Below are 22668 nucleotides of genomic sequence, written 5' to 3'. Positions count from 1 at the left end.
TCAGGCGACCTGCTCGCGAGCGGCGGCCATCAGCGCCTCGATCTCGGCAACACTTTTTGGCACGCCATCGGTAAGGATCTCGCAGCCGGTCTTCGTCACCACTACGTCATCCTCGATACGCACGCCGATGCCGCGCCACTTCTTGGCGACGTTCTGGTTGTCCACGGCGATATAGATGCCCGGCTCGACGGTCATTGCCATGCCCGGCTCGAGCACGCGCCACTCGCCACCGATCTTGTAGTCGCCGACGTCATGCACGTCCATGCCCAGCCAGTGGCCGGCGCGATGCATATAGAAAGGTTTGTAGGCCTCGCTCGCGATCAGCTCGTCGACCTCGCCCTGCAGCAGGCCCAGCTCGACCAGCCCGGCGGTGATCACCCGCACCGTGGCCTCGTGCGCCTCGTTCCAGTGCTTGCCGGGTGCGATGTGCTTGAAGGCTTCTTCATTGGCCTTGAGCACCAGTTCGTAAATGGCCTTCTGCTCGGGCGAGAAGCGGCCGTTGACCGGGAAGGTGCGGGTAATGTCGCTGGCGTAGCAGTCGATTTCGCAACCGGCGTCGATCAACACCAGGTCGCCATCCTTGAGCGGCGCATCGTTCTCGCGGTAATGCAGGATGCAGGCATTGCGACCCGCGGCGACGATGCTGCCGTAGGCCGGCATCTTTGCGCCACCCTTGCGGAACTCGTAGTCCAGTTCGGCTTCCAGGTGGTACTCGAACAGGCCGCCGCGGCTGGCCTGCATGGCGCGGATGTGCGCACGGGCGGAAATCTCTGCCGCATGCTTCATCACCTTCACCTCGTTGCTCGACTTGTACAGACGCATGTCGTGCAGCAGGTGATCGAGCGCGACGAACTCACTGGGCGGTTGCGCGCCCTGGCGGGCCTTGCCGCGGATGGTCTTGATCCACTCCATCAGCCGGTGATCGAAGGCCTCGTTGGTGCCGATGGCGTAGTACACCCGGTCGCGGCCCTCGATCAGGCCGGGAAGAATGTCGTCGATATCACCGATGGGAAAGGCATCGTCGGCGCCATATTCGGCAATGGCCCCGTCCTGCCCGGCACGCAGACCGTCCCAGAGCTCGCGCTCGGGATCGCGCTCGCGACAGAACAGCACGTATTCACCATGCTCGCGACCAGGGATCAGGGCGATCACCGCCTCCGGCTCGGGGAAGCCGGACAGGTACTGGAAGTCGCTGTCCTGGCGGTAGACATGCTCGACATCACGGTTGCGGATGTACATCGGCGCCGCCGGCAGAATGGCGATGCTGTTGGGTTCCATCAGCTCCATCAGCGCCTTGCGCCGACGGGCGTATTCCGGTTTCGGGATGCGAGTCATGGACAGAGCGGTTTCCTCAATGCAGAGACGGTTTCGCTGCGGCGGGCAGCGGTTTGGCGCACTCGGTGAACAGCAGCAACGGCGCCACGCGCAGGTACTCCATCACTTCCATGTAATCGGTTTCGCCATCCTCGGATTCTTCCAGCGAATCCTGGATCTGTGCGATGGCAGAGAGGTCCTGCAGCACTTCCATGGCTTCGCTGCTCAGCGCACGATCACCAGCGGTCAGGCCGAAACCGGCCAGGAAACCCTGGCACCACTGGCCGAGCGCCACGGCGCGTTCGGACAGTGGTGCTTCGTCGCTGGGCAGCAACAGGACAATGGCGATGTCGTCGCCGGCGAGCTCGCCCTTGACCATCTCCTGCAGGCCGATCAGGGCCTGGCGCACATTGTCCTGAGGCGCCTCGCCGAGCAGGTCGGAGGCATCGGTCAGCCAGGGCTCGACATCGAAGCCGGCACCAGCGCAGCTGCGCCCCAGCAACAGGCCGTGCAGCTCGGCTGGCGATACGGTTTGCGGACTGCTCGCCAGAAGTGTGGCGAAAGCGGCGTAGGGGGAGTTCTGAATGGACATGGCGGCTAGGCGCACAGTGGCGCAATGACTAGAATGAAGGCTTCGTATCCTAGCACCGGCGGCCGCGGCAAGACCATCGAAGCCCCTGGGCATCGCCTCGTCTTCACCAGTGCCTCAACAGGAATCCCATGGAAGACGCCGATCTGAAAGCGCTGACCATCAAGCTGGAGCAGCTGATTCAGCGCATCGAACAGCTCAAGGCGCAGAACCATCTGCTACTGGCCAACGAGCGGGCCTGGCGTGAAGAGCGCGCTCATCTGATCGAAAAGAACGAAATGGCACGCTTGAAGGTCGAATCAATGATTTCGCGCCTGAAAGCCCTGGAGCAGGACACATGACCCAGCCGAACACCGTCACCGTGCACATCATGGACAAGGAATATTGCATTGCCTGTCCGCCGGAAGAACGCAGCAACCTGGAAGGCGCGGCCCGCTATCTGGATCGCAAGATGCGCGAGATCCGCAGCAGCGGCAAAGTCATCGGCGCCGACCGCGTCGCGGTGATGGCGGCACTGAACATTACCCACGAGCTGCTGCACAAACATGACCGCCTGGATGCCGAAGCCAACAGCGCGCGCGAGCACGTACGCATGCTCCTAGAGCGCGTCGACAGCGCGCTGGCCACCGACCCGAACCCGTCCGGCAACTGATCAACGGTAGCCGGTTTGCGTTATACTCCGCCCAACTCCCTGGCATGTTCGCCAGTCGGCGATGACCCTCTCCCGATAAGCAATACCATGGAGGCTACACGTGGTGCCGGTGTGCATGTCCGCCTGACGGAAAGCCTTAAGGTACTCTGTAGTCGCCACCTTGAACTCTCGGGTTCAAGGGCCTACGCGGGCAGCGGCATGCTGGGGAGCCACTTCCTATGATTGCAGCCGAAGGCCTTTCGCGCCCGGCGCTGCGCCGCAAGTTGCGCCACGCCCGGCGCCAACTGACACCCGCCCAGCAGCGCCTCGCCGCTCGCCGGCTCTACCGGCAGCTAGCCCACCACCCGCAGTTTCGGCGCGCTCGGCATATCGCGCTGTACCTGCCCAACGATGGCGAAATCGATCCACGCCTACTGCTGCAAGCGGCTCAGCGTCGCGGCAAGGCGACCTATCTCCCGGTCCTCAACCCCTGGCCGCGCACGCGCATGGTGTTCCAGCGCATCAAGCCCGGCGAGCGGCTGCGGCGCAACCGCTTCGGCATTTTCGAACCGGTGATTCGAACCGCTCGACAGCGTCGCGTCTGGGCACTCGACCTGCTGCTGATGCCGCTGGTGGGCTTCGACGGGAACGGCGGGCGACTGGGAATGGGCGGCGGTTTCTATGATCGCAGTCTTGCGTATCGCGCGATGCGCAAAAAAAGTCACAAACCGACGTTATTGGGACTGGCTCACGAATGCCAGCGAGTCGATCGACTGCCGCTGGAGAGCTGGGATGTAGCGCTTCAGGCTACGGTGACAGACCAGGGCTGGTACGCCGGGTGACGGAGCGCCGCGTCCGTGCGGCACGAGGTCATCGCTGTTGAGCCTGCTGCACCTGGATGACCGGGGCCATGCCGGCCGCGCCATCGTGCTGATCCCACAGACTCTGCGTATAGCCCGTGGTGACTACGCCAAGACCAAAGATAAAGACCAAAATCCACAGAATATCGGGCTTACGTTTCATGTGTGTTCGCCTCCCCCTACCAGGCGAAATGCTTGCGTCGAGTCAGTGTGATTTATCGTTCTAGGACTCGATAGGCCACCTTACAGCCGCGGCATTTTCCGTTAAGCCTCGGCACCGCGCAAATCCCTATTGCAGCCGATTGTCGGAGATTTTGCCATCATGGTCTGATCGAACCGTCTGACAGGAGAGCAAGGTTCATGCCGTACTGGCTAATGAAGTCCGAACCGGACGAGTTTTCAATTCGGGACCTGGAAAAACTGGGCCGCGGACGCTGGGACGGCGTGCGCAACTATCAGGCACGCAATTTCCTGCGGCAGATGCAGGAAGGCGATCAGTTCTTCTTCTATCACTCCAGCTGCGCCGAGCCGGGTATCGCCGGAATCGGCCGGATATCCCGTAGTGCCTACCCCGACCCCACCGCGCTCGACCCTGAAAGCCCCTACCACGATACCAAGGCGCGTGATGACGCAAATCCGTGGAGCGCGGTCGATGTCGAGTTCGTCGAGGCCTTCGCGACACCGCTGAAACTGGCGCGCCTGAAGGCCGAGCCAGCACTGGAGGAACTGGCACTGGTGAAGAAAGGCAGCCGACTGTCGGTGATGCCGGTGAGCGACAGCGAGTGGATGGCGATTCTGGCGATGCGCTGACTACTGGATGATCAGGTTGTTGAACAGCAGATCATCGACAAGCGGTTTGCCTTCTTCCTGTTCGAGCACCTCACGCACCTGCTTCAACGCTTCCTGACGCAGCTGCTCCTTCGCTTCAGGACCACTCAGAGTCTCATCGGTCTGCTGCGAGAAGAGCATTACCAGCTGGTGGCGGATCAGCGGTTCATGATGTTTGACCCGATCTTCGACCTCCTTGCTGGAGATGCGCAACGCGACATCGGCCTTGTAGTACTTGAGTCGCTCGCCGGAGCCATAGTTACCCACCATCGCAGGCGTCAGCGCGTAATAGAGGGTCTGGGGAGCAGCGGACTCTTCGCCGGACTCATTGGCTTGAACAGCCCCGGCGAATGCCAGGCAGAAAAACATCGATAGTAGGTATCTCACGCTGCGACTCCAGGAAGAAACTGCGCCAGCATAACCAGTCGCAGCACAACGCCCAAGTCGTTGCACTATCGCCTGGCACTTATACGTCGCCATTACAGCGAACGATGCTGATTGCCTCGCCACGCAGCGCTCCTAGACTGGATGGTCCTGAGCAGTCGAGCCATCCATCGTCGGGCGGCAAGCGTCCGACCAGTCGAACAAGGAAAAGCGATGAAAGCCGTCCTGTGCAAAAGCTTCGGCCCGCCCGAAAGCCTGGTTGTCGAAGATGCCCCCACCCCTCAGATCAAGCCGAGCGAGATCCTGCTCGACGTGCATGCCGCCGGGGTGAATTTCCCTGACACGCTGATGATCGAGGGCAAGTACCAGTTCAAGCCGCCGTTCCCGTTCTCGCCAGGCGGCGAGGCGGCCGGCGTGATTGCCGCTGTCGGCGAGAAGGTCAGCCACCTCAAGGTCGGCGACCGGGTCATGGCGTTGACCGGCTGGGGCAGCTTCGCCGAGCAGGTTGCGGTCGCCAGCAGCAACGCACTGCCGATTCCGCCAAGCATGGACTTCGAGACCGCTGCCGCCTTCAGCATGACCTACGGCACCTCGATGCACGCGCTCAAGCAGCGCGCCAATCTGCAACCGGGTGAAACCCTGCTGGTGCTCGGCGCCTCCGGTGGCGTCGGGCTGGCTGCCGTCGAGATCGGCAAGGCCATGGGCGCCCGGGTGATCGCCGCAGCCTCGAGCGCCGAGAAGCTGGAGGTGGCGAAGAATGCCGGCGCCGACGAGCTGATCAACTACAGCGAAGTGAGCCTGAAGGAGCGCCTGAAGGAACTGACCGGCGGTCAGGGCGTGGATGTGATCTACGACCCGGTGGGCGGCAAGCTGTTCGAGGAAGCCTTCCGCAGCATCGCTTGGAACGGTCGCATGCTGGTGATCGGCTTTGCCGCCGGCGGCGATATCCCAGCACTACCGGCCAACCTGCCGTTGCTCAAGGGTGCGGCACTGATCGGCGTGTTCTGGGGCGCCTTCGCCCAACGCCAGCCGCAGGACAACGCCGCTAATTTCCGCCAGCTGTTCGCCTGGCACGCCGAAGGCAAGCTCAAGCCGCTGGTGTCGCAACGTTTTCCACTGGAGCAGACTGGCCAAGCGATCGCCACGCTGGGTCAGCGCAAAGCGGTCGGCAAGCTGGTGGTGCAGGTGCGCTGAGGCGCAGAGGGGAATGCAGGAAGCGTCAGACGCTTCCTGCATGATCCACATGGATCAGTGGGCAGTGCTGGGGGCCTCACCGGCACCCTGCATGCGCGCCATTTCCTGGGCGTAGAGCGCGTCGAAGTTCACCGGAGCCAGCATCAGCGCCGGGAACGAACCGCGGGTCACCAGGCTGTCCAGCGCCTCACGGGCATACGGGAAGAGGATGTTCGGGCAGAACGCACCGAGCGTGTGGCTCATGGCTGCCGCTTCCAGGCCCTTGATCAGGAAGATTCCGGCCTGCTGCACTTCGGCGATGAAGGCCACTTCTTCGCCGGTCTTCACCGTCACCGAAAGGGTCAGCACGACTTCATGGAAGTCACCCTCGAGCGCCTTCTGCTTGGTGTTCAGATCCAGCGCGACACTCGGATTCCATTCCTGACGGAAAATCTCCGGGCTCTTCGGCGCCTCGAAGGACAGGTCGCGGACGTAGATGCGCTGCAGGGAGAACTGCGCGCCCTGTTCGTTCTGCGACGCTGCGCCGCCGTTGTTAGCTTGTTCGGTCATTTCTGCAACCTTCTATCCAGTTGTGCGTGTCGTTTGAATTGTTCGCGCACCCGCGTGTCGGCCTCAGGCCTGCAGCAACGGGTCGAGACGTCCGCCGCGCTCCAGCGCATGCAGCTCGTCGCAGCCGCCGACGTGTTTATCGCCGATCCATATCTGCGGTACCGAGGTACGCCCGGCCTTGCTGGCCATCTCGGCGCGCAGAGAGGGATTGCCATCCACGGGAATTTCCTCGTAGGTGACACCCTTGCGATCGAGCAGCGCCTTGGCGCGGATGCAGAACGGGCACCAGGCGGTGGTATAGATGACGACCTTGGGCATGATTACTTGACCACTGGCAGATTGTCGCCGCGCCAGCTGGAAATCCCTCCCGACAGCTTGGCGGCAGTGAAGCCTGCCTTCTGCAGCTCACGGCAGGCCGTTCCGGCGTGCTGACCCATGGCATCGACCACGATGATGGTCTTGGCCTTGTGCTTTTCCAGCTCGCCTGTGCGGCTGACCAGCTTGTCGTAGGGAATGTTCAATGCATCGACGATATGGCCGGCATCGAACTCCTTCTTGACGCGCACGTCCAACACGACGCCCTCGCCACTGTTGACCAGCGCCGTCAGTTCACGATTGCTCAGGCTCTTGCCACCCTTGCGTGTCTCGGTGATGAACAGAAGGATCAACAGCGCCACGAAAAGGCTGCTGAGTACATAGTGGTTAGAGACAAATTCAATCAGGTTAGCGAGCATCAACGGGTACCCGGGCGATAAAATGCGGGCCAGTATACACAGCCCCTCCTACCGGCTGAACCCTGACGACTCGTGACCTCGCCACGGCCAGCCAGTAGACTGGCCGCCCTTTTCCGCCCCCGTGCAAGGAGCCCGAAAGCATGCCTGTCGCCCCTACCGCCGCGCCCAAACCCCTGGTACTGATCATTCTTGATGGCTTCGGGCACAGCGACAGCCCCGAGTTCAACGCCATCCATGCCGCGCGCAAGCCGGTCTATGACCGTCTGCTGGCCAGCCAACCGCATGGACTGATCTCCGGCAGCGGCATGGATGTGGGCCTGCCGGACGGGCAGATGGGCAATTCCGAGGTCGGCCACATGAACCTGGGCGCAGGCCGGGTGGTGTATCAGGACTTCACCCGGGTGACCAAGGCGATCCGCGACGGTGAGTTCTTCGCCAACCCGACCATCTGCGCCGCCGTCGACAAGGCCGCAGGGGCCGGCAAGGCGGTGCACATCCTCGGCCTGCTTTCCGACGGTGGCGTGCACAGCCATCAGGACCATCTGGTAGCCATGGCGGAACTGGCAGCACAACGCGGCGCCGAGAAGATCTACCTGCATGCCTTCCTCGACGGCCGCGACACCCCGCCGAAGAGCGCGCAAAGCTCCATCGAGCTGCTCCAGGCCACCTTCACCCGCCTGGGCAAGGGCCGTATCGCCAGCCTGATCGGCCGTTACTTCGCCATGGATCGCGACAACCGCTGGGACCGCGTGCAGCAGGCCTACGAGCTGATCGTCGAGGGCAAGGCCGAGTACCGCTCCGACTACGCGGTGGACGGCCTGATCGCCGCCTACGAGCGCGGCGAGAGCGACGAGTTCGTCAAGGCCACCAGCATTGGCGAGCCGGTGCGCGTCGAGGATGGTGACGCCGTGGTGTTCATGAATTTCCGCGCCGACCGCGCCCGCGAGCTGACCCGCTGCTTCGTCGAGCCCGGTTTCAGCGAGTTCCCGCGGGCCCGCGTGCCGCAGCTGGCCGGCTTCGTCATGCTCACCCAGTACGCCGCGAGCATCCCCGCACCCGCCGCCTTCGCTCCGGAAGCGCTGACCAACGTGCTCGGCGAATACCTGGCCAACAATGGCAAGACCCAGCTGCGCATCGCCGAAACCGAGAAGTACGCCCACGTCACCTTCTTCTTCTCCGGCGGCCGCGAAGAGCCCTTCCCGGGCGAGGAACGAATTCTGATCCCATCGCCTCAGGTCGCCACTTACGATCTGAAGCCCGAGATGAGCGCGCCCGAAGTCACCGACCGCATCGTCGATGCCATCGAGAACCAGCGCTACGACGTCATCATCGTCAACTACGCCAACGGCGACATGGTCGGCCACACCGGCGTGTTCGAAGCGGCGGTCAAGGCGGTGGAATGCCTGGACAGCTGCGTCGGGCGCATCGTCGAGGCGCTGGACAAGGTCGGCGGCGAAGCGCTGCTGACCGCCGACCACGGCAATGTCGAACAGATGGAAGACGCCATGACCGGCCAGGCGCACACCGCGCACACCTGTGAGCCGGTGCCCTTCATCTATATCGGCAAGCGCAACGTCTCGATCCGCGAAGGCGGCGTGCTGGCCGACGTCGCGCCGACCATGCTGACTCTGCTGGGCATGCCGGTACCGCAGGAAATGACCGGCCGCTCGATCGTCGAACTCAACTGACGGGCGTTAGCGGGATGCGGGGGCGCCAGCCTTCGCTTCCCGCGACGGGCCTCAAGCTTCCCGTCCGCTTTTTAGGCATACTACGCCGGTCATGACCCTCGGTTGACAGCCTTCCATGCCTCGTACATTCCTCGCCCTCGCCTTTCTCTGCCTGCTCGGCCCGGCCGTGGCGGACGAGCGCGCCGCCGCAAGGCAGCAGATCGAAGCCGCCCGCCAGGACATTGCCGAACTGCAGAAGCTGCTCAAGCAGATCGAGCAGGAGAAGTCCGGCGTCCAGAAACAGCTGCAGACCACCGAAAGCGAGATGGGCCAGCTGGAGAAGCAGGTCGATAGCCTGCAGCAGGAGATCGACCGCAGCGAGGCCGAGCTGGAGCGCCTGAACGAGGAGAAGACCACCCTCGAAGGCGCTCGCCTGGAGCAGCAGCGACTGATCGGCCTGCAGGCCCGCGCCGCCTACCAGAACGGCCGCCAGGAATATCTCAAGCTGTTGCTCAACCAGCAGAACCCGGAAAAATTCAGCCGCACCCTCACTTATTACGACTATCTGAACAAGGCCCGTCTCGAGCAGCTCGACAGCTTCAACGAGACGCTGCGCCAGCTGGCCAACGTCGAGGCCGACATCGAAGCCCAGCAGAACCTGCTCGCCGAGAAGAAGGACGGCCTGCTGGAGCGGCGCAATCAGCTCGCCGAGGTGCGCAAGGAGCGTCAGCAGACCCTGGCCAAGCTCAACAGCGACCTGTCCAGCCGCGAACAGAAGCTGCAGGCCCGCCGTCAGGAGCAGGCCCAGTTCGAACGGGTACTCAAGACTATCGAGGAAACGCTGGCCCGCCAGGCTCGCGAAGCCGAGGAAGCCCGGCAACGCGAACTGCTTGCCGAGCGCCAGCGTCAGGAGCAACAACAATCCCGGTCCGGCACCAGCACTGCGCCGAGCGGTCCATTGGTTTCCAGTGCCGGCGGCAACTTCGGCGGCCCGTTCGCCAAGGCCAAGGGCAAGCTGCCATGGCCGGTGGATGGACGTCTCGTCGCCCGCTACGGCACTCCGCGCGGCGGCGACGCTCGAACCAAATGGGACGGCGTACTGATCGGCGCCAGCGCAGGCACACAGGTCCGTGCCGTGCATGGCGGTCGGGTGGTCTTCGCTGACTGGTTGCGCGGCGCCGGCCTGCTGGTGATTCTCGACCATGGCAACGGCTACCTGAGCTTGTACGGGCACAACCAGAGCCTTCTGCGCGACGCCGGCGAGATCGTCAAGGCCGGCGACCCGATCGCCACCGTTGGCACCAGCGGCGGCCAGGAAACCGCCGCACTGTATTTCGCCATTCGTCAGCAGGGCCGCCCCAGCGATCCTGCCCAATGGTGCCGCACGCAAGGCTAGTCGAGGGTGATTCGGCCCTACCGAGCCGCCCCATTTGCCTAGCGTGCCCTCTCATTACTGGAGTTCGACATGTTGCACCTGCGCCGTTTCGCCCGCCCTTCCACGCTCGCCCTGGCCATCCTGCTGGGCATGCAAGGCGGTGCCTGGGCCCAGCAGCCTCCGGCGGAAGCGGCTGCAGTACCAGGTTCCAAGGCGCCGCTGCCGCTGGACGAGCTGCGCACCTTCGCCGAAGTGCTGGACCGCATCAAGGCCGCCTATGTCGAGCCGGTAGATGACAAGACGTTGCTGGAAAATGCCATCAAGGGCATGCTCAGCAACCTCGATCCGCACTCGGCCTATCTCGAGCCCGACGCCTTCGCCGAACTGCAGGAAAGTACCAGCGGCGAATTCGGCGGCCTGGGCATCGAGGTCGGCATGGAAGACGGCTTCATCAAAGTGGTCTCGCCGATCGACGATACCCCGGCCTCCAAGGCCGGCATCGAAGCAGGTGATTTGATCGTCAAGATCGATGGCCAGCCGACCAAGGGGCTGTCGATGATGGACGCCATCGCCAAGATGCGCGGCAAGCCCGGCAGCACCATCAGCCTGACGCTGGTACGTGAGGGCGGTCAGCCGTTCGACGTCAAGTTGACCCGCGCGGTGATCAAGGTGCGCAGCGTCAAGAGCCTGATACTGGAGCCCGGCTACGGTTACCTGCGCATCACCCAGTTCCAGGTCAACTCCGGCGAGGAAGTCGGCAAGGCCCTGGCCCGGCTGAAGAAGGACAACGGCGGCAAGAAGCTCAACGGCCTGGTGCTCGATCTGCGCAACAACCCGGGTGGCGTGCTGCAGGCAGCGGTGGAGATTTCCGACCACTTCCTCACCGAGGGCCTGATCGTCTACACCAAGGGCCGCATCGCCAATTCCGAGCTGCGCTTCAACGCCGATGCAGGCGATGCCAGCGAAGGGGTACCGCTGGTGGTGCTGATCAATGGCGGCAGTGCTTCGGCCTCGGAAATCGTTGCCGGCGCCCTGCAGGATCACAAGCGTGGCGTGGTGATGGGCACCGACAGCTTTGGCAAGGGTTCGGTGCAGACCGTGCTGCCGCTGAACAACGACCGCGCGCTGAAACTGACCACAGCGCTGTACTACACCCCCAACGGCCGCTCGATCCAGGCGCAGGGCATCGAGCCCGACATCAAGGTCGAACGCGCCAAGCTGACCCGTGAACAGGCTGCCGAAGGCCTTCGCGAGGCCGATCTCGCCGGGCATCTGGGCAATGGCAATGGCGGGCCGGACCGCCCCACCAGCACGCAGATCGCCAGTGATTCGCCGCGCCCGCAGGATGACGACTACCAACTCGGCCAGGCGCTGAATCTGCTCAAGGGATTGAATCTCACCCGCGGGCAATGAGCATGCCCGCCTGGGCAGCGGGCCTGGCACTGGTACTGGCAGTATTCAGCCAGGCCGTGCTCGGCCGAGACATCGTACACGAACATGAGCCCCGACCCAGGCTGACCCTGGTCATCGACGACCTCGGCCAGAACCCCGCGCGCGATCGCCGTGTGCTGGAGCTGCCGGGGCCGGTCGCACTGGCGATCCTGCCGGACACCCGCCACGCTGCGGCATTGGCCGAACAGGCCCATAGCGCCGGCAAGACGGTCATGCTGCATATGCCGATGGCGCCTGCCCAGGGCCGTTTCGCCTGGCACCCTCGTCTGCCCCACGACGAGCTGGCGCGCCGCCTCGACGCAGCCCTTGAAGCGGTGCCGCATGCCAGCGGGCTGAACAACCACATGGGCAGCGCCATGACCGATCAGACACAGGCCATGACCTGGCTGATGGGCGAACTGCAGCGCCGCCATCTGTTCTTCCTCGACAGCCGCACCAGCCCGCGCACCGTGGCCGCAGCGAGCGCCCAACGCACGGCACTGGCCAGCCTGTCGCGGGACATCTTTCTCGATGACGATCCCTCACCGTCCGCGATAGCCGAACGTTTTCACGCGGCTGTGGCACTGGCCCGCAAGCAGGGCTCGGTCGTCATCATCGGTCATCCCCACGAGAGCACGCTGGCCGTGCTCGAACGCGAACTGCCACGCCTGGCCGCACAGGGCATCGACTGGGTAGACGTCGGCCAGATGATTGCCACGCGCAGCAACCGAGCGATGGCCGCCCACGGCCGTGGCGGCGTCTATCGCTGAGCGTCAGAGATAGCGCTGCAGCATCCTGTCCACCGTGCCATCGGCGCGCATCGCGTCCAGAGCCCGCTGCAGACGCTCGACCACCTCGTCCGGCGTCGCCCGGTTGAGCGCCAGGAACAATCGCGCCTCATTGAAACGCAGCACCGGCTTCAGACCGGTGACACCTTCCTGCTTGGCCAGATAGGGGCCGACCGGATCGGCGGTGGCCCAGACGTCGATCTGCCCCTTGAGCAGCTTGCCGATGTTCTCCTGGTCGCGCAGCGAATTGATAGGTGCCAGGCCCTTGCCCTCCAAGTGCTGGCTGACCGCGTCGTTCTTGTAGGCACCAATGCGCAGGTCGCGTGCCTGCTCCAGCCCGGTCAGGCGCAGAGGACTGCCGGCGGGCGCCAGCAGCACCCAACTGATGCTCGCCAGCGGCCCGACCCATTTGAACTGCGGCTCGCGCTCGGCAGTGAAGGTGGTGGAGAACAACCCCTGATCCGGCTGTTGCAGCACCTGCTTGTAGATGCGATCCCAGGGAAAGCGCAGGGTCAGCTCGTAGCGGATGTCCGCGCGATGGAACATCTCGCGCACGATGTCGGCGTTGATGCCGTGAATGCGCACGTCGGACGCGTAGTTCTTGCCGTCCTCGGCCATGTTGAACGGTGGAAAATTCTCGGTCAGCAGCACGACTCGGTAATCGTCAGGCAGCGCGGCGTGCGCGTGAGCACAAAGCAGCAGCAAGACGACGGCAATAGTTCGCTTGAACATCGATCGCTCCCTTTTTTCTCGATTCTCTGGCCCACCCCTCCGCGAGCCAGAGCCGGGGTCGATCCAAAGCAAGATGCGAACCAGCGAAGCGGCACGGCGCCAGGGCTAAGCGCCTGCTGGAACGGGGAAGCGTGCATGCGCCAGGACGGCGCGAGGAAGTGGATCAGCGCACCCTGCTGGCGCACCGCCGCCATCAAGAAAGTCGGCGCAGGAGATGCGCCGACCAAGGAGACTTAGAGGTAACGCGCGTTGATCTCGTCGATCACACCTTCGCTGCGCATCTGGTCGAGCGCCTTCTGCAGCTTCTGCACCGTCTCGTCGGCGACCTGCTTGTTCAACGCCAGGTAGAGTTCGGCACTGTCGAAGCGCAGCACGCGCTTGAGCCCGGTCACGCCTTCCTGGCGCGCCAGGTAGCGGCCGGCGGGATCGCCTGTGGCCCACAGGTCGATCTTGCCGTCGATCAGCTTCTTCACGTTTTCCTGGTCGCGCAGGGCGAGCTGCGGTTGCAGCCCCTGACCGTCCAGGTGTTCGGCGATGGCGTCACCCTTGTAGGCGCCGATGTTGTACTGGCGCGCCTGATCCAGGCTGGTCAGATTGATCGGGCTGTCGCCACGGGCCAGCAGCACCCAGTCGTCCGGACCGATGGGTCCGACCCACTTGAACAGCTCCTCACGCTCGGGCAGCCGCGCGGTGACGAAAACGCCATAGTTAGGCTGCTCCAGCGCCATGCCGTAGATGCGCTCCCAGGGAAAACGCAGCGTCAGGGTGTAGTCGACACCGGCGCGCTTGAACATCTCGCGCACGATGTCCGCAGCGATGCCGCTGATGTTTTCATCGCGGGCGAAGTTCTTGCCGTCGGCCGCCATGTTGTAGGGCGGAAAGTTCTCCGTCAGCAGGTCGATCTTCGCTGGTTCCTGGGCATGGGCCAGCGAGGCGCCGAGCAGCAGCGCACTGGCAATGGAGGCGGTGGTCTTGAGCATGAGAAATCTCCTGATTGTTCGCCCGCGACTGCGGCGGGCGTGTCCTTGTCTCGGGCATTAAGCCTTATTCAGCTGCACGTCGGGATCAACGCATCACGATGCCGCGGGCGGCCAGGTAGGCCTTGGCTTCCGGAACGGTGTATTCGCCGAAATGAAAGATGCTTGCGGCCAGCACCGCATCGGCCTTGCCTTCGAGGATGCCATCGGCCAGGTGCTGCAGGTTACCGACGCCCCCCGACGCGATCACCGGGATGCACAGCGCTTCGCTGATGGCGCGGGTGACGCCCAGGTCGTAGCCGCTCTTCACACCGTCCTGATCCATGCTGGTGAGCAGGATCTCGCCGGCGCCGAGGGCTTCCATCTTCTTCGCCCATTCAACCGCATCCAGCCCGGTGGGCTTGCGGCCGCCATGAGTGAAGATTTCCCAGCGACCCGGCTCGCCTGGCGCGGAGACCTTCTTGGCGTCGATGGCGACGACGATGCACTGTGAGCCAAAACGGTCCGCGGCCTCGCCGACGAAGTCCGGGTTGAACACCGCGGCGGTGTTGATCGAGACCTTGTCGGCGCCCGCGTTGAGCAGGTTGCGGATGTCCTGCACGGTCCGCACGCCGCCGCCTACGGTCAGCGGGATGAATACCTGGCTGGCCATGCGCTCGACGGTGTGCAGCGTGGTATCGCGGTTGTCGACGCTGGCGGTGATGTCGAGGAAGGTAATCTCGTCGGCGCCCTGCTCGTCGTAGCGGCGGGCGATCTCCACCGGGTCACCGGCGTCGCGGATGTTCTCGAACTGGACGCCCTTGACCACGCGGCCGTTGTCCACGTCGAGGCAGGGAATGATGCGTTTGGCCAGGGCCATGGTCGATCTCTCTCGTAGGGTGGACAACCGCGCAGCGTTGTCCACCGGGTCACCGAATGCACGGTGGACAAGCGAAGCGTTGTCCACCCTACGGCTTACTCGTCCTTCTGTGTGTGGGGTGGATCGCGCTTCACCGATCCACCGCAGTTCAGCGAATCACTCGTCCTTGTACTTCAGGTCGCAGAGCGCCTGCGCCTCGGCCACATCCAGCGTGCCTTCATAGATGGCGCGCCCGGTGATGGCACCGATGATGCCTGGAGTGTTCGTATCGAGCAGCTTCTGAATATCGCCGATATTGTGGATGCCACCGGACGCGATCACCGGGATACGGCTGGCGTTGGCCAGCGCCACGGTGGCCTCGACGTTGCAGCCCTGCATCATGCCGTCCTTGGCGATGTCGGTGTAGACGATCGCCGAGACGCCATCGGCCTCGAAACGGCGGGCCAGATCGACGGCCTGCACGCTGGAGACTTCCGCCCAGCCATCGGTGGCGACGAAGCCGTCCTTGGCGTCCAGACCGACGATCACCTTGCCCGGGAAGGCGCGGCAGGCCTCGGCAACGAACTCCGGCTCTTTCACCGCCTTGGTGCCGATGATCACGTAGCTGACACCGGCGCGCACGTAGTGCTCGATGGTTTCCAGGGTACGGATGCCGCCGCCGATCTGGATCGGCAGGTCCGGGTAACGCTTGGCAATGGCGGTGACCACTTCGCCGTTGACCGGCTGGCCTTCGAAGGCCCCGTTGAGGTCGACCAGATGCAGGCGACGGCAGCCGGCCTCGACCCACTTGGCAGCCATGGCCACCGGGTCATCGGAGAACACCGTGGCGTCGTCCATCAGGCCCTGGCGCAGACGTACGCAGGCGCCGTCCTTGAGATCGATAGCGGGGATAATCAGCATGGCTTGAACCTGTTCAAATCAAGTGTCGGTTAAGGGTCAGCTCTTCTCGAGTGCCCACAAGTCGCTTTCGATGCTCTCGAACCGCTCCTTCAGGTGGCTCTGCACGTCGAAGATCGCCTTGTTGTAATACAGCGGCGCGATTTCCCGGGCGAACAGATCGAGCACTTCCTGCGCCTCGAACGAGCCCAGCTCGAGTTCGAACCGCTCTTGCAGAAAGCGCTTGATGACCTGTTGCGCCGCCTGCTCCTGAGCGGCATCCAGCGTCAGGACCGGCGGCTTGAGCTTGGCCCGGCTCATTTACCAGCGGCCATCCCAGGCGGCGAAGTTCTGCAGCAGCTGCAGGCCGTGGGTATGGCTCTTTTCCGGGTGGAACTGCACGGCAAAGCGCGAGCCTTCTGCCAGCGCGGCGGCGAAGTCCTTGCCGTAGTGGCCACGGCCGACCACCTGGCGCGGGTTGCCGGCCTCGATGTAATAGCTGTGCACGAAGTAGAAGCGGCCATTGTCCGGGATCGCATGCCAGAGCGGGTGATCCACCGCCTGCTTGACCTCGTTCCAGCCCATGTGCGGCACCTTCAGGTGCTCGCCGTCCTCAACCAGATCCTTGCCGAAGAAGCGCACCTGGCCGGGAAACAGGCCGATGCAGTCGACGCCGTCGTTCTCCTCGCTGCGCTCCATGAGGGCCTGCATACCGACGCAGATACCGAGAAACGGGCGGTCCTGGCTGACTTCGCGGACCAGTTCGTCGAAGCCCAGCCGGCGAATTTCGGCCATGCAGTCGCGAATCGCGCCGACGCCGGGAAACACCACGCGGTCGGCTTCGCGGATGACCTGCGCATCGCTGGTGATCAGCACGCGGCCAGCGCCGACATGCTCCAGCGCCTTGGCCACCGAATGCAGGTTGCCCATGCCGTAGTCGATGACGGCAACGGTCTGCATTACAGGCACCCCTTGGTCGACGGCATCTGCCCGGCCATGCGCGGATCGAGCTCGATGGCCATGCGCAGCGCACGGCCGAAGGCCTTGAACACCGTCTCGATCTGGTGGTGGGTGTTGGTTCCGCGCAGGTTGTCGATGTGCAGGGTCACCAGGGCGTGGTTGACGAAGCCCTGGAAGAATTCCTGGAACAGGTCGACGTCGAACTTGCCGACCACCGCACGGGTGTAAGGTACGTGCATGGTCAGACCGGGACGTCCGGAGAAGTCGATCACCACGCGCGACAGCGCCTCGTCCAGCGGCACGTAGGCGTGCCCGTAGCGGGTCATGCCTTTCTTGTCGCCGATGGCCTTGGCGAAGGCCTGGCCGAGGGTGATGCCTACGTCCTCGACGGTATGGTGGTCGTCGATGTGCAGGTCGCCGTTGCACTCGATATCCAGGTCGATCAGCCCGTGACGGGCGATCTGGTCGAGCATGTGCTCCAGGAAGGGCACGCCGATGGCGAAGCGCGCCTTGCCGGTGCCATCGAGATTGATGGTGACCTTGACCTGGGTTTCCAGGGTGTTGCGCTCTACGTAAGCCGTACGTTCGGACATCAACAGCTCCGCTGATCGTGGGCGAAAAGGGGCACATTATAGGCGCAAACGCCGCAGCACGGATACGCGCTGGGCTTACTGGACTGCATCTTGCAGGAACCTGCGCGTCAACCCGCGGAGGTACCGCCCATGCACGGACGGAAAATGCCTGCGACCCTGCGCTTCATGCTGGCGTCCCGGCGCAGCGAACTGCTCGGCCTGGAGGATCTGGCGCGCACCTGCGAACTGGTCACCCGCATCAGCCAGCTGGTGCACGCGCTGCAGAAGGAGCGCGGCTACTCGAACATCTACCTCAGCGGCAACGCCGCCCATCAGCGCCAGCAGCTGGACGTGCTCAGCCTGGAAGCCGAGGCGCTGGAACGCGACGTGCGCCTGGATCTGGATCGCATCGATCTGGACGCCGTCAGCAGTGCCGACAAGACCCGCCTGTTCACCCGCATCGCCTATGCCCTGCACAGCCTCGACGAGTTGCCCGCATTACGCCGGCGCATCCGCGAGCACGCCATCGGCATGCAGGACGCGACGGCGACACTGGTGCGGCTGATCGGCGGGCTGCTGGCGGTGGTGTTCGAAGCGGCCGACACCGCCGCCGACCCGGACATCACGCGCTGCCTGGTGGCACTGTTCAATTTCATGCAGGGCAAGGAACTGGCCGGCCAGGAGCGCGCGCTAGGTGTGGTCGGCTTCGCCAGCGGCTATTTCCGCGCGGACATGCTGGAGCGCCTGGAGCACCTGCTCGAAGGCCAGGAGCGCTGCTTCGCCACCTTCAGCCGCTTCGCCAGCCCGGCGGCGCAGACGCTATGGCAAGCGCTGTGCGCCAGCGAGACGAATATCAACGCCTGCCGCCTGCGCGACATCGCCCGCCGCACCAGCCCCGGTGCGGCGGTCGAACCGCAGCTATGCGAGCTCTGGTTCGAGCTGCACACGCAGCGCATCGACGCGATGAAGCGGGTCGAGACGCGCCTGGAGCAGGATCTGTTGCAACAGTGCCGGTACAGCATCGAGCGCATCCGCAAGGGCCTGCAGAGCCACCGAAAGCTGCTCGACGGCATCGCCGACATGCACGCCGCCGCCGAGCAGGCCAAGCTGTTCAGCGTGCAGGCCAGCGACCTCGGCGCGCCGCCGCCGGACGGCATGACCGCGATGGTGGCGCGCTCGACGCTGGAGCTGCTGCTGACCCAGAGCGTGCGCCTGCAGGGCCTCAATGAAGAATTGCGCGAGGCACGCCAGGCGCTGGACGAGCGCAAGCAGGTAGAGCGGGCCAAGCAGCAGTTGATGCGCCAGCAGGGCTTCTCCGAAGGCGAGGCCTACAGCTGGCTGCGTCAGGCGGCAATGAATCAGGGCCTGCGCCTGGAGGAGGTCGCCCAGCGCCTGCTGTCACTGGCACAGCCGGCGGCCGAGCGCGCTCCGGCGCGCACCCTGGGCCAGCGTTCCAGGCACTGAAAACAGGCACGCCGCACCATCGGACCAGCATGCCTGCCCCGCGAATGTGCATGCGCAGCCAGCCCCGCAGAATCGCCACGCACAACTCATCTCGAGCGCACCAATCACCGAGCTGGTCGCGGCCTGTCTGTGGCGCCGTCGCAAGTGCTTGATTTGGCGGAAGCCACCAGGCGATCCGATGCCGCGCCCGGACCCGCCCGGTGCCGCCCGAGCAGTTCTGGCACAGCTTTCGCAAAGTCCAGGCAAGGCCGGATCCTTCGGCTTTCACAACTCCTCATCAGGACAACGGTGTCCACGCTCTCCGGCTTCAGCCGGGCGGTGTGGCGCCGTTTTTTTTCGCCCAAAGGAAAACGGACCATGACCGACAAGCCGAACAACGACCAGCCCAGCAGCGTAACGCTGGCCTCGCGCCGCAGCTTTCTCAAGCATTCGATCATCGCCGCCAGCGGCGTCGCCCTGTTCGGCGGCATGTCCCTAGGCATGCGTTCGGCCGCCTGGGCCGCGGGCGGTGACGTGGAAACCACCAAGGCCAAGCTCGGCTTCATCGCCCTGACCGACGCCGCGCCGTTGTTCGTCGCCGCCGAGAAGGGCTTCTTCGCCAAGTACGGGATGACCGAGGTCGAGGTGCTCAAGCAGTCGTCATGGGGCACCACCCGCGACAACCTGGTGCTCGGCTCGGCGAAGAACGGCATCGACGGCGCGCACATCCTCACACCGATGCCCTACCTGATCAGCGCCGGCATCGTCACGCCGAACAACCAGCCGGTGCCCATGTCGATCCTGGCGCGACTGAACCTGTCCGGCCAGTGCATCTCGGTCGGCGAGGAGTATCGCGACCTGAAGATCGGCCTCGACAGCACGCCATTCAAGGCCGCGCTGGAGGCGAAGAAGGCCAGCGGCAAGAAGGTCAGTGCGGCGATGACCTTCCCCGGCGGCACCCATGACCTGTGGATGCGCTACTGGCTGGCGGCCGGCGGCATCGACCCGAACGCCGACATCAACACCATCGTCGTGCCGCCGGCACAGATGGTCGCCAACATGAAGGTCGGCAGCATGGACACCTTCTGCGTCTGCGAGCCGTGGAACGCGCAGCTGATCAACCAGAAGATCGGCTACACCGCCAACACCACCGGCGAGCTGTGGCACAACCATCCGGAGAAGGCCTTCGCCCTGCGCAGCGACTATGTCTCCGCCAACCCCAACGCGGCCAAGGCACTGACCATGGCGATCATGGAAGCCCAGCAGTTCTGCGAGAAGGCCGAGAACAAGGAAGAAGTGGCGAAGATCTGCTCGCAGCGCAAGTGGATCGGCGCACCCTACAAGGACATCGTCGACCGCATGAAGGGCAACTTCGCCTACGGCACCGGCAAGGTCATCGAGAACCATCCCGAGCAGATGCGCTACTGGGACGACCACGCCTCCTATCCGTTCCAGAGCCACGACCTCTGGTTCCTCACCGAGAACAAGCGCTGGGGTTACCTGCCGGCCGACTTCGACAGCCAGGCGCTGATCGCCAAGGTCAACCGCGAAGACATCTGGCGCGCCGCCGCCGGCGAGCTGAACCTGCCCGCCGAACTGATCCCGACCTCCACCTCCCGCGGCGTGGAGAAGTTCTTCGACGGCAAGCTGTTCGACCCAGAGAACCCGCAAGCCTACCTGGACAGCCTGACCATCAAGGCCATGGCCTGATAACCGCAACCCGCGAGGAAAAGCCCATGAATGCCAACGTCAAACTGCAGCCCGCCAGCACCGAGCCGGTGTCCATTGTCCGCCCATCCAGAGCCGCTGCACTGATGCAGCGTAGCGGCCGCTACGCGGTGCAGCAGCTGGTGCCACCCCTGGTCATCCTGCTGCTGCTCGGCTTGATCTGGGAGATGCTCTGCTCCGGTGCCGATGCCGCGCTGCCGCCGCCTTCGCAGGTGATCGCCGAGACCTGGGAGCTGATCGTCGATCCGTTCTACGACAACGGCGGCAATGACGTGGGCCTGGCCTGGCAACTGCTGGCCAGCCTCGAACGGGTGGCGGTCGGCTATCTGCTGGCGGTGGTCGCCGGGGTCGGCCTCGGCGTGCTGATCGGCCAGTCGGACTGGGCCATGCGCGGCCTCGATCCGATCTTCCAGGTGCTGCGCACCGTGCCGCCGCTGGCCTGGCTGCCGCTGTCTCTGGCGGGCTTCCAGGACAGTCATCCTTCGGCGCTGTTCGTCATCTTCATCACCGCGATCTGGCCGATCATCATCAATACCGCGGTAGGCATCCGCAACATCCCGCAGGACTACCGCAACGTCGCCCAGGTGCTGCAGCTCAACGGCTTCGAGTACTTCAAGACCATCATGCTGCCGGCCGCCGCGCCGTACATCTTCACCGGCCTGCGCATCGGCGTCGGCCTGTCGTGGCTGGCGATCATCGCCGCGGAGATGCTCATCGGCGGCGTCGGCATCGGCTTCTTCATCTGGGATGCGTGGAACGCCTCGCGCATCAGCGACATCATCCTCGCGCTCGTCTACATCGGCGTGGTCGGCTTCGTGCTCGATCGCCTGGTGGCCTTTGTCGGCCAGCGCATCACCCGCGGCATTCCAGCCAACTGAGGAACAACGCCATGAGCTATCTCTCCATCGAACACCTGGACAAGAGTTTCGTGCGCGGCAACCTCGCCTCGCAGGTGCTCAAGGACATCAACCTGAACATCGCCAAGGGCGAGTTCATTTCCATCATCGGCCACTCCGGCTGCGGCAAGTCGACAGTGCTGAACATCGTCGCCGGGCTGCTCGACCCCAGCCTCGGCGGCGTGATCCTCGACGGCAAGGAAGTCCGCGGTCCCGGCCCGGACCGCAGCATGGTGTTCCAGAACCACTCGCTGCTGCCCTGGCTGACCGTCTACGAGAACGTCGAGGTGGCAGTGAACAAGCTGTTCAAGCGCAGCATGGGCAAGCGCGAACGGCGCGACTGGATCGAGCACAACCTGGCGCTGGTGAACATGGGCCATGCGCTGAACAAGTATCCGCAGGAAATCTCCGGCGGCATGAAACAGCGCGTCGGCATCGCCCGCGCGCTGGCGATGAAGCCCAAGGTGCTGCTGCTCGACGAACCGTTCGGCGCGCTGGATGCGCTGACCCGCGCGCATCTGCAGGACGAGGTGATGAAGATCCAGAAGGACCTGGGCAACACCATGATGATGATCACCCACGACGTCGACGAAGCCGTGCTGCTCTCCGACCGCATCGTGATGATGACCAACGGCCCCTCGGCGACCATCGGCGAGATTCTCGAAGTGAAACTGCCGCGCCCGCGCGACCGCATCGCCCTGGCCGACGACCCCGAGTACAACCACTACCGCCGCGCGGTGCTGAGCTTCCTGCACGAGCGCCATCGCCTGCATTGACCGGGTGCGCCCACCGCCGGCGTCTCGTGCGCCGGCGGCGGTTCGGCGTATCCTTGCCGGCACTTCTGCTCAGCCGTCGCAAGGTCGCCATGCCCGTCTACGTCGAATCCGTCACCCAGCCCAGCCCGCAGGATTTAACCGATCTGGCGAAAATCTACGCCGATGCACCCGAATGGCTGCTGACGCCCTATGCCAGTGCCGACGCGCTGATCGCGGCCGCGCTGGCCGATGGCAGTCTGATCGCCGGGCGCTTCAATGACCGTCTGCTCGGCGCCGCCCTGCTACAGCGCGGCGACCAGGCCTGGCGTCTGTCGCATCTATGCGTACGCAAAGTCACCCGCAAACGCGGCGTCGGCCGCCGCCTGCTGGAAGAGACCCAGCGCCAGGCCAGCGAAGCCGGCAAGCCGTTGCGCCTGGCCGCGCCCGAGGGGCATCTGGAGGCCAGCGCCCTGGCCGCGCGAACGCATCTGCCGCTGGACTCGCTCTAAGTCGCCCACGGGAACGC

Annotated in this window: 28 protein-coding genes and 1 other RNA gene; 15 read left to right on the top strand and 14 right to left on the bottom strand. The window is 64.3% G+C overall.

Annotated features, from left to right (window positions below; all coding sequences use genetic code 11):
• Together pepP and NAO55_RS11825 are read right to left on the bottom strand one after the other, a co-directional pair.
• A complete protein-coding gene (pepP, locus tag NAO55_RS11830) occupies positions 1-1335 on the bottom strand; it encodes a Xaa-Pro aminopeptidase (protein ID WP_102838980.1) in 1335 nt (444 codons plus the stop codon).
• Positions 1336-1351: 16 nt separating this feature from the next.
• Positions 1352-1906: a YecA/YgfB family protein gene (locus tag NAO55_RS11825; RefSeq protein ID WP_102838981.1), complete on the bottom strand. Its 555-nt coding sequence runs from the start codon at positions 1904-1906 to the stop codon at positions 1352-1354.
• A 128-nt stretch (positions 1907-2034) separates the two neighbouring features.
• Here NAO55_RS11825 and NAO55_RS11820 point away from each other — a divergent pair, with 128 nt between their 5' ends.
• From NAO55_RS11820 to NAO55_RS11805, 4 genes are all read left to right on the top strand, one after another.
• Entirely contained in the window at positions 2035-2244 is a 210-nt protein-coding gene (locus NAO55_RS11820; protein ID WP_063541102.1) for a TIGR02449 family protein, read from the top strand.
• Entirely contained in the window at positions 2241-2555 is a 315-nt protein-coding gene (locus tag NAO55_RS11815; protein WP_003303305.1) for a cell division protein ZapA, read from the top strand. Before NAO55_RS11820 ends, NAO55_RS11815 begins: the two co-directional genes overlap by 4 nt.
• A 33-nt stretch (positions 2556-2588) precedes the next feature.
• Positions 2589-2767, top strand: a non-coding RNA gene (gene ssrS / locus NAO55_RS11810) — 6S RNA.
• 6 nt (positions 2768-2773) lie between these two features.
• A complete protein-coding gene (locus NAO55_RS11805; protein ID WP_102838982.1) occupies positions 2774-3376 on the top strand; it encodes a 5-formyltetrahydrofolate cyclo-ligase in 603 nt (200 codons plus the stop codon).
• Positions 3377-3404: 28 nt separating this feature from the next.
• Here NAO55_RS11805 and NAO55_RS11800 read toward each other — a convergent pair whose 3' ends face one another.
• Positions 3405-3557 carry a hypothetical protein gene (locus NAO55_RS11800; RefSeq protein WP_014818647.1) on the bottom strand — a complete coding sequence of 51 codons (153 nt, stop codon included), beginning with the start codon at positions 3555-3557 and terminating at the stop codon, positions 3405-3407.
• Between the two features lie 197 nt (positions 3558-3754).
• Here NAO55_RS11800 and NAO55_RS11795 point away from each other — a divergent pair, with 197 nt between their 5' ends.
• Positions 3755-4204, top strand: a complete 450-nt coding sequence (locus tag NAO55_RS11795; protein WP_102838983.1) for an EVE domain-containing protein — start codon at positions 3755-3757, stop codon at positions 4202-4204.
• On the opposite strand, the gene NAO55_RS11790 is transcribed toward NAO55_RS11795, so the two are convergent.
• Complete coding sequence (locus NAO55_RS11790; RefSeq protein ID WP_232244588.1) at positions 4205-4591, bottom strand: flagellar basal body-associated protein FliL; 387 nt, start codon at positions 4589-4591, stop codon at positions 4205-4207.
• 228 nt (positions 4592-4819) lie between these two features.
• On the opposite strand from NAO55_RS11790, the gene NAO55_RS11785 reads away from it, so the two are divergent.
• Entirely contained in the window at positions 4820-5800 is a 981-nt protein-coding gene (locus NAO55_RS11785; protein WP_102838985.1) for an NADPH:quinone oxidoreductase family protein, read from the top strand.
• 54 nt (positions 5801-5854) lie between these two features.
• Here the strand turns inward: NAO55_RS11785 and secB are convergent, their stop codons facing one another.
• The 3 genes from secB to NAO55_RS11770 all read right to left on the bottom strand — a co-directional run bounded on the left by secB (position 5855) and on the right by NAO55_RS11770 (position 7083).
• Positions 5855-6349 carry a protein-export chaperone SecB gene (gene secB, locus NAO55_RS11780; protein WP_003303313.1) on the bottom strand — a complete coding sequence of 165 codons (495 nt, stop codon included), beginning with the start codon at positions 6347-6349 and terminating at the stop codon, positions 5855-5857.
• A gap of 63 nt (positions 6350-6412) precedes the next feature.
• Positions 6413-6667: a glutaredoxin 3 gene (gene grxC / locus NAO55_RS11775; protein WP_102838986.1), complete on the bottom strand. Its 255-nt coding sequence runs from the start codon at positions 6665-6667 to the stop codon at positions 6413-6415.
• A gap of 2 nt (positions 6668-6669) precedes the next feature.
• Positions 6670-7083 (bottom strand): rhodanese-like domain-containing protein, encoded by a 414-nt coding sequence (locus NAO55_RS11770; RefSeq protein ID WP_102838987.1) that lies wholly within the window; start codon positions 7081-7083, stop codon positions 6670-6672.
• A gap of 140 nt (positions 7084-7223) precedes the next feature.
• Here NAO55_RS11770 and gpmI point away from each other — a divergent pair, with 140 nt between their 5' ends.
• From gpmI to NAO55_RS11750, 4 genes are all read left to right on the top strand, one after another.
• The gene (gene gpmI / locus NAO55_RS11765; protein WP_102838988.1) at positions 7224-8771 is read left to right on the top strand and encodes a 2,3-bisphosphoglycerate-independent phosphoglycerate mutase; all 1548 of its coding nucleotides are present in this window, start codon (positions 7224-7226) and stop codon (positions 8769-8771) included.
• Between the two features lie 115 nt (positions 8772-8886).
• Positions 8887-10146 (top strand): murein hydrolase activator EnvC family protein, encoded by a 1260-nt coding sequence (locus NAO55_RS11760; protein WP_102838989.1) that lies wholly within the window; start codon positions 8887-8889, stop codon positions 10144-10146.
• Positions 10147-10215: 69 nt separating this feature from the next.
• On the top strand, positions 10216-11538 hold the full coding sequence (locus NAO55_RS11755) for a S41 family peptidase (protein ID WP_102838990.1): 1323 nt from the start codon (positions 10216-10218) through the stop codon (positions 11536-11538).
• Positions 11535-12326 carry a divergent polysaccharide deacetylase family protein gene (locus tag NAO55_RS11750; protein ID WP_102838991.1) on the top strand — a complete coding sequence of 264 codons (792 nt, stop codon included), beginning with the start codon at positions 11535-11537 and terminating at the stop codon, positions 12324-12326. Before NAO55_RS11755 ends, NAO55_RS11750 begins: the two co-directional genes overlap by 4 nt.
• A 3-nt stretch (positions 12327-12329) precedes the next feature.
• On the opposite strand, the gene NAO55_RS11745 is transcribed toward NAO55_RS11750, so the two are convergent.
• The 7 genes from NAO55_RS11745 to hisB all read right to left on the bottom strand — a co-directional run bounded on the left by NAO55_RS11745 (position 12330) and on the right by hisB (position 17341).
• On the bottom strand, positions 12330-13076 hold the full coding sequence (locus NAO55_RS11745; RefSeq protein WP_102838992.1) for a substrate-binding periplasmic protein: 747 nt from the start codon (positions 13074-13076) through the stop codon (positions 12330-12332).
• Between the two features lie 233 nt (positions 13077-13309).
• Positions 13310-14056 (bottom strand): substrate-binding periplasmic protein, encoded by a 747-nt coding sequence (locus NAO55_RS11740; RefSeq protein WP_102838993.1) that lies wholly within the window; start codon positions 14054-14056, stop codon positions 13310-13312.
• Positions 14057-14141: 85 nt separating this feature from the next.
• Positions 14142-14912, bottom strand: coding sequence for an imidazole glycerol phosphate synthase subunit HisF (hisF, locus tag NAO55_RS11735; RefSeq protein WP_011915090.1), 771 nt, complete (start codon positions 14910-14912; stop codon positions 14142-14144).
• A 156-nt stretch (positions 14913-15068) separates the two neighbouring features.
• Positions 15069-15812, bottom strand: a complete 744-nt coding sequence (hisA, locus tag NAO55_RS11730; protein WP_102838994.1) for a 1-(5-phosphoribosyl)-5-[(5-phosphoribosylamino)methylideneamino]imidazole-4-carboxamide isomerase — start codon at positions 15810-15812, stop codon at positions 15069-15071.
• Between the two features lie 36 nt (positions 15813-15848).
• Positions 15849-16109, bottom strand: a complete 261-nt coding sequence (locus NAO55_RS11725; protein ID WP_003303327.1) for a DUF2164 domain-containing protein — start codon at positions 16107-16109, stop codon at positions 15849-15851.
• Positions 16110-16748 carry an imidazole glycerol phosphate synthase subunit HisH gene (gene hisH, locus NAO55_RS11720; protein ID WP_013984427.1) on the bottom strand — a complete coding sequence of 213 codons (639 nt, stop codon included), beginning with the start codon at positions 16746-16748 and terminating at the stop codon, positions 16110-16112.
• Entirely contained in the window at positions 16748-17341 is a 594-nt protein-coding gene (hisB, locus tag NAO55_RS11715) for an imidazoleglycerol-phosphate dehydratase HisB (protein WP_011915093.1), read from the bottom strand. The genes hisH and hisB overlap by 1 nt, the downstream gene beginning before the upstream one ends.
• A gap of 144 nt (positions 17342-17485) precedes the next feature.
• Between hisB and NAO55_RS11710 the strand changes: the two genes are divergently transcribed.
• The 5 genes from NAO55_RS11710 (at position 17486) to panM (ending at position 22651) form a co-directional block, all read left to right on the top strand.
• A complete protein-coding gene (locus NAO55_RS11710) occupies positions 17486-18784 on the top strand; it encodes a nitrate regulatory protein (protein WP_180981605.1) in 1299 nt (432 codons plus the stop codon).
• A 357-nt stretch (positions 18785-19141) separates the two neighbouring features.
• Positions 19142-20473, top strand: a complete 1332-nt coding sequence (locus tag NAO55_RS11705) for a CmpA/NrtA family ABC transporter substrate-binding protein (protein ID WP_063541084.1) — start codon at positions 19142-19144, stop codon at positions 20471-20473.
• 26 nt (positions 20474-20499) lie between these two features.
• Positions 20500-21369 carry a nitrate ABC transporter permease gene (gene ntrB, locus NAO55_RS11700; protein WP_102838996.1) on the top strand — a complete coding sequence of 290 codons (870 nt, stop codon included), beginning with the start codon at positions 20500-20502 and terminating at the stop codon, positions 21367-21369.
• 11 nt (positions 21370-21380) lie between these two features.
• The gene (locus tag NAO55_RS11695; RefSeq protein WP_102838997.1) at positions 21381-22163 is read left to right on the top strand and encodes an ABC transporter ATP-binding protein; all 783 of its coding nucleotides are present in this window, start codon (positions 21381-21383) and stop codon (positions 22161-22163) included.
• A gap of 89 nt (positions 22164-22252) precedes the next feature.
• Positions 22253-22651: an aspartate 1-decarboxylase autocleavage activator PanM gene (gene panM, locus NAO55_RS11690; protein WP_102839661.1), complete on the top strand. Its 399-nt coding sequence runs from the start codon at positions 22253-22255 to the stop codon at positions 22649-22651.
• Positions 22652-22668: the final 17 nt, after the last annotated feature.

It is taken from the genome of Stutzerimonas frequens (genome assembly GCF_024448335.1).
GTDB lineage: Bacteria > Pseudomonadota > Gammaproteobacteria > Pseudomonadales > Pseudomonadaceae > Stutzerimonas > Stutzerimonas frequens.
Note: the sequence above shows the minus strand (reverse complement) of the source record. Positions and strands in the feature narration are given on the sequence as shown.

Bases quoted from the DNA above. Each gene is read 5' to 3' on its own strand.
- pepP (WP_102838980.1), bottom strand. From the start codon at position 1,335: ATGACTCGCATCCCGAAACCGGAATACGCCCGTCGGCGCAAGGCGCTG.
- NAO55_RS11825 (WP_102838981.1), bottom strand. From the start codon at position 1,906: ATGTCCATTCAGAACTCCCCCTACGCCGCTTTCGCCACACTTCTGGCG.
- NAO55_RS11820 (WP_063541102.1), top strand. From the start codon at position 2,035: ATGGAAGACGCCGATCTGAAAGCGCTGACCATCAAGCTGGAGCAGCTG.
- NAO55_RS11815 (WP_003303305.1), top strand. From the start codon at position 2,241: ATGACCCAGCCGAACACCGTCACCGTGCACATCATGGACAAGGAATAT.
- NAO55_RS11805 (WP_102838982.1), top strand. From the start codon at position 2,774: ATGATTGCAGCCGAAGGCCTTTCGCGCCCGGCGCTGCGCCGCAAGTTG.
- NAO55_RS11800 (WP_014818647.1), bottom strand. From the start codon at position 3,557: ATGAAACGTAAGCCCGATATTCTGTGGATTTTGGTCTTTATCTTTGGT.
- NAO55_RS11795 (WP_102838983.1), top strand. From the start codon at position 3,755: ATGCCGTACTGGCTAATGAAGTCCGAACCGGACGAGTTTTCAATTCGG.
- NAO55_RS11790 (WP_232244588.1), bottom strand. From the start codon at position 4,591: ATGTTTTTCTGCCTGGCATTCGCCGGGGCTGTTCAAGCCAATGAGTCC.
- NAO55_RS11785 (WP_102838985.1), top strand. From the start codon at position 4,820: ATGAAAGCCGTCCTGTGCAAAAGCTTCGGCCCGCCCGAAAGCCTGGTT.
- secB (WP_003303313.1), bottom strand. From the start codon at position 6,349: ATGACCGAACAAGCTAACAACGGCGGCGCAGCGTCGCAGAACGAACAG.
- grxC (WP_102838986.1), bottom strand. From the start codon at position 6,667: ATGCCCAAGGTCGTCATCTATACCACCGCCTGGTGCCCGTTCTGCATC.
- NAO55_RS11770 (WP_102838987.1), bottom strand. From the start codon at position 7,083: ATGCTCGCTAACCTGATTGAATTTGTCTCTAACCACTATGTACTCAGC.
- gpmI (WP_102838988.1), top strand. From the start codon at position 7,224: ATGCCTGTCGCCCCTACCGCCGCGCCCAAACCCCTGGTACTGATCATT.
- NAO55_RS11760 (WP_102838989.1), top strand. From the start codon at position 8,887: ATGCCTCGTACATTCCTCGCCCTCGCCTTTCTCTGCCTGCTCGGCCCG.
- NAO55_RS11755 (WP_102838990.1), top strand. From the start codon at position 10,216: ATGTTGCACCTGCGCCGTTTCGCCCGCCCTTCCACGCTCGCCCTGGCC.
- NAO55_RS11750 (WP_102838991.1), top strand. From the start codon at position 11,535: ATGAGCATGCCCGCCTGGGCAGCGGGCCTGGCACTGGTACTGGCAGTA.
- NAO55_RS11745 (WP_102838992.1), bottom strand. From the start codon at position 13,076: ATGTTCAAGCGAACTATTGCCGTCGTCTTGCTGCTGCTTTGTGCTCAC.
- NAO55_RS11740 (WP_102838993.1), bottom strand. From the start codon at position 14,056: ATGCTCAAGACCACCGCCTCCATTGCCAGTGCGCTGCTGCTCGGCGCC.
- hisF (WP_011915090.1), bottom strand. From the start codon at position 14,912: ATGGCCCTGGCCAAACGCATCATTCCCTGCCTCGACGTGGACAACGGC.
- hisA (WP_102838994.1), bottom strand. From the start codon at position 15,812: ATGCTGATTATCCCCGCTATCGATCTCAAGGACGGCGCCTGCGTACGT.
- NAO55_RS11725 (WP_003303327.1), bottom strand. From the start codon at position 16,109: ATGAGCCGGGCCAAGCTCAAGCCGCCGGTCCTGACGCTGGATGCCGCT.
- hisH (WP_013984427.1), bottom strand. From the start codon at position 16,748: ATGCAGACCGTTGCCGTCATCGACTACGGCATGGGCAACCTGCATTCG.
- hisB (WP_011915093.1), bottom strand. From the start codon at position 17,341: ATGTCCGAACGTACGGCTTACGTAGAGCGCAACACCCTGGAAACCCAG.
- NAO55_RS11710 (WP_180981605.1), top strand. From the start codon at position 17,486: ATGCCTGCGACCCTGCGCTTCATGCTGGCGTCCCGGCGCAGCGAACTG.
- NAO55_RS11705 (WP_063541084.1), top strand. From the start codon at position 19,142: ATGACCGACAAGCCGAACAACGACCAGCCCAGCAGCGTAACGCTGGCC.
- ntrB (WP_102838996.1), top strand. From the start codon at position 20,500: ATGAATGCCAACGTCAAACTGCAGCCCGCCAGCACCGAGCCGGTGTCC.
- NAO55_RS11695 (WP_102838997.1), top strand. From the start codon at position 21,381: ATGAGCTATCTCTCCATCGAACACCTGGACAAGAGTTTCGTGCGCGGC.
- panM (WP_102839661.1), top strand. From the start codon at position 22,253: ATGCCCGTCTACGTCGAATCCGTCACCCAGCCCAGCCCGCAGGATTTA.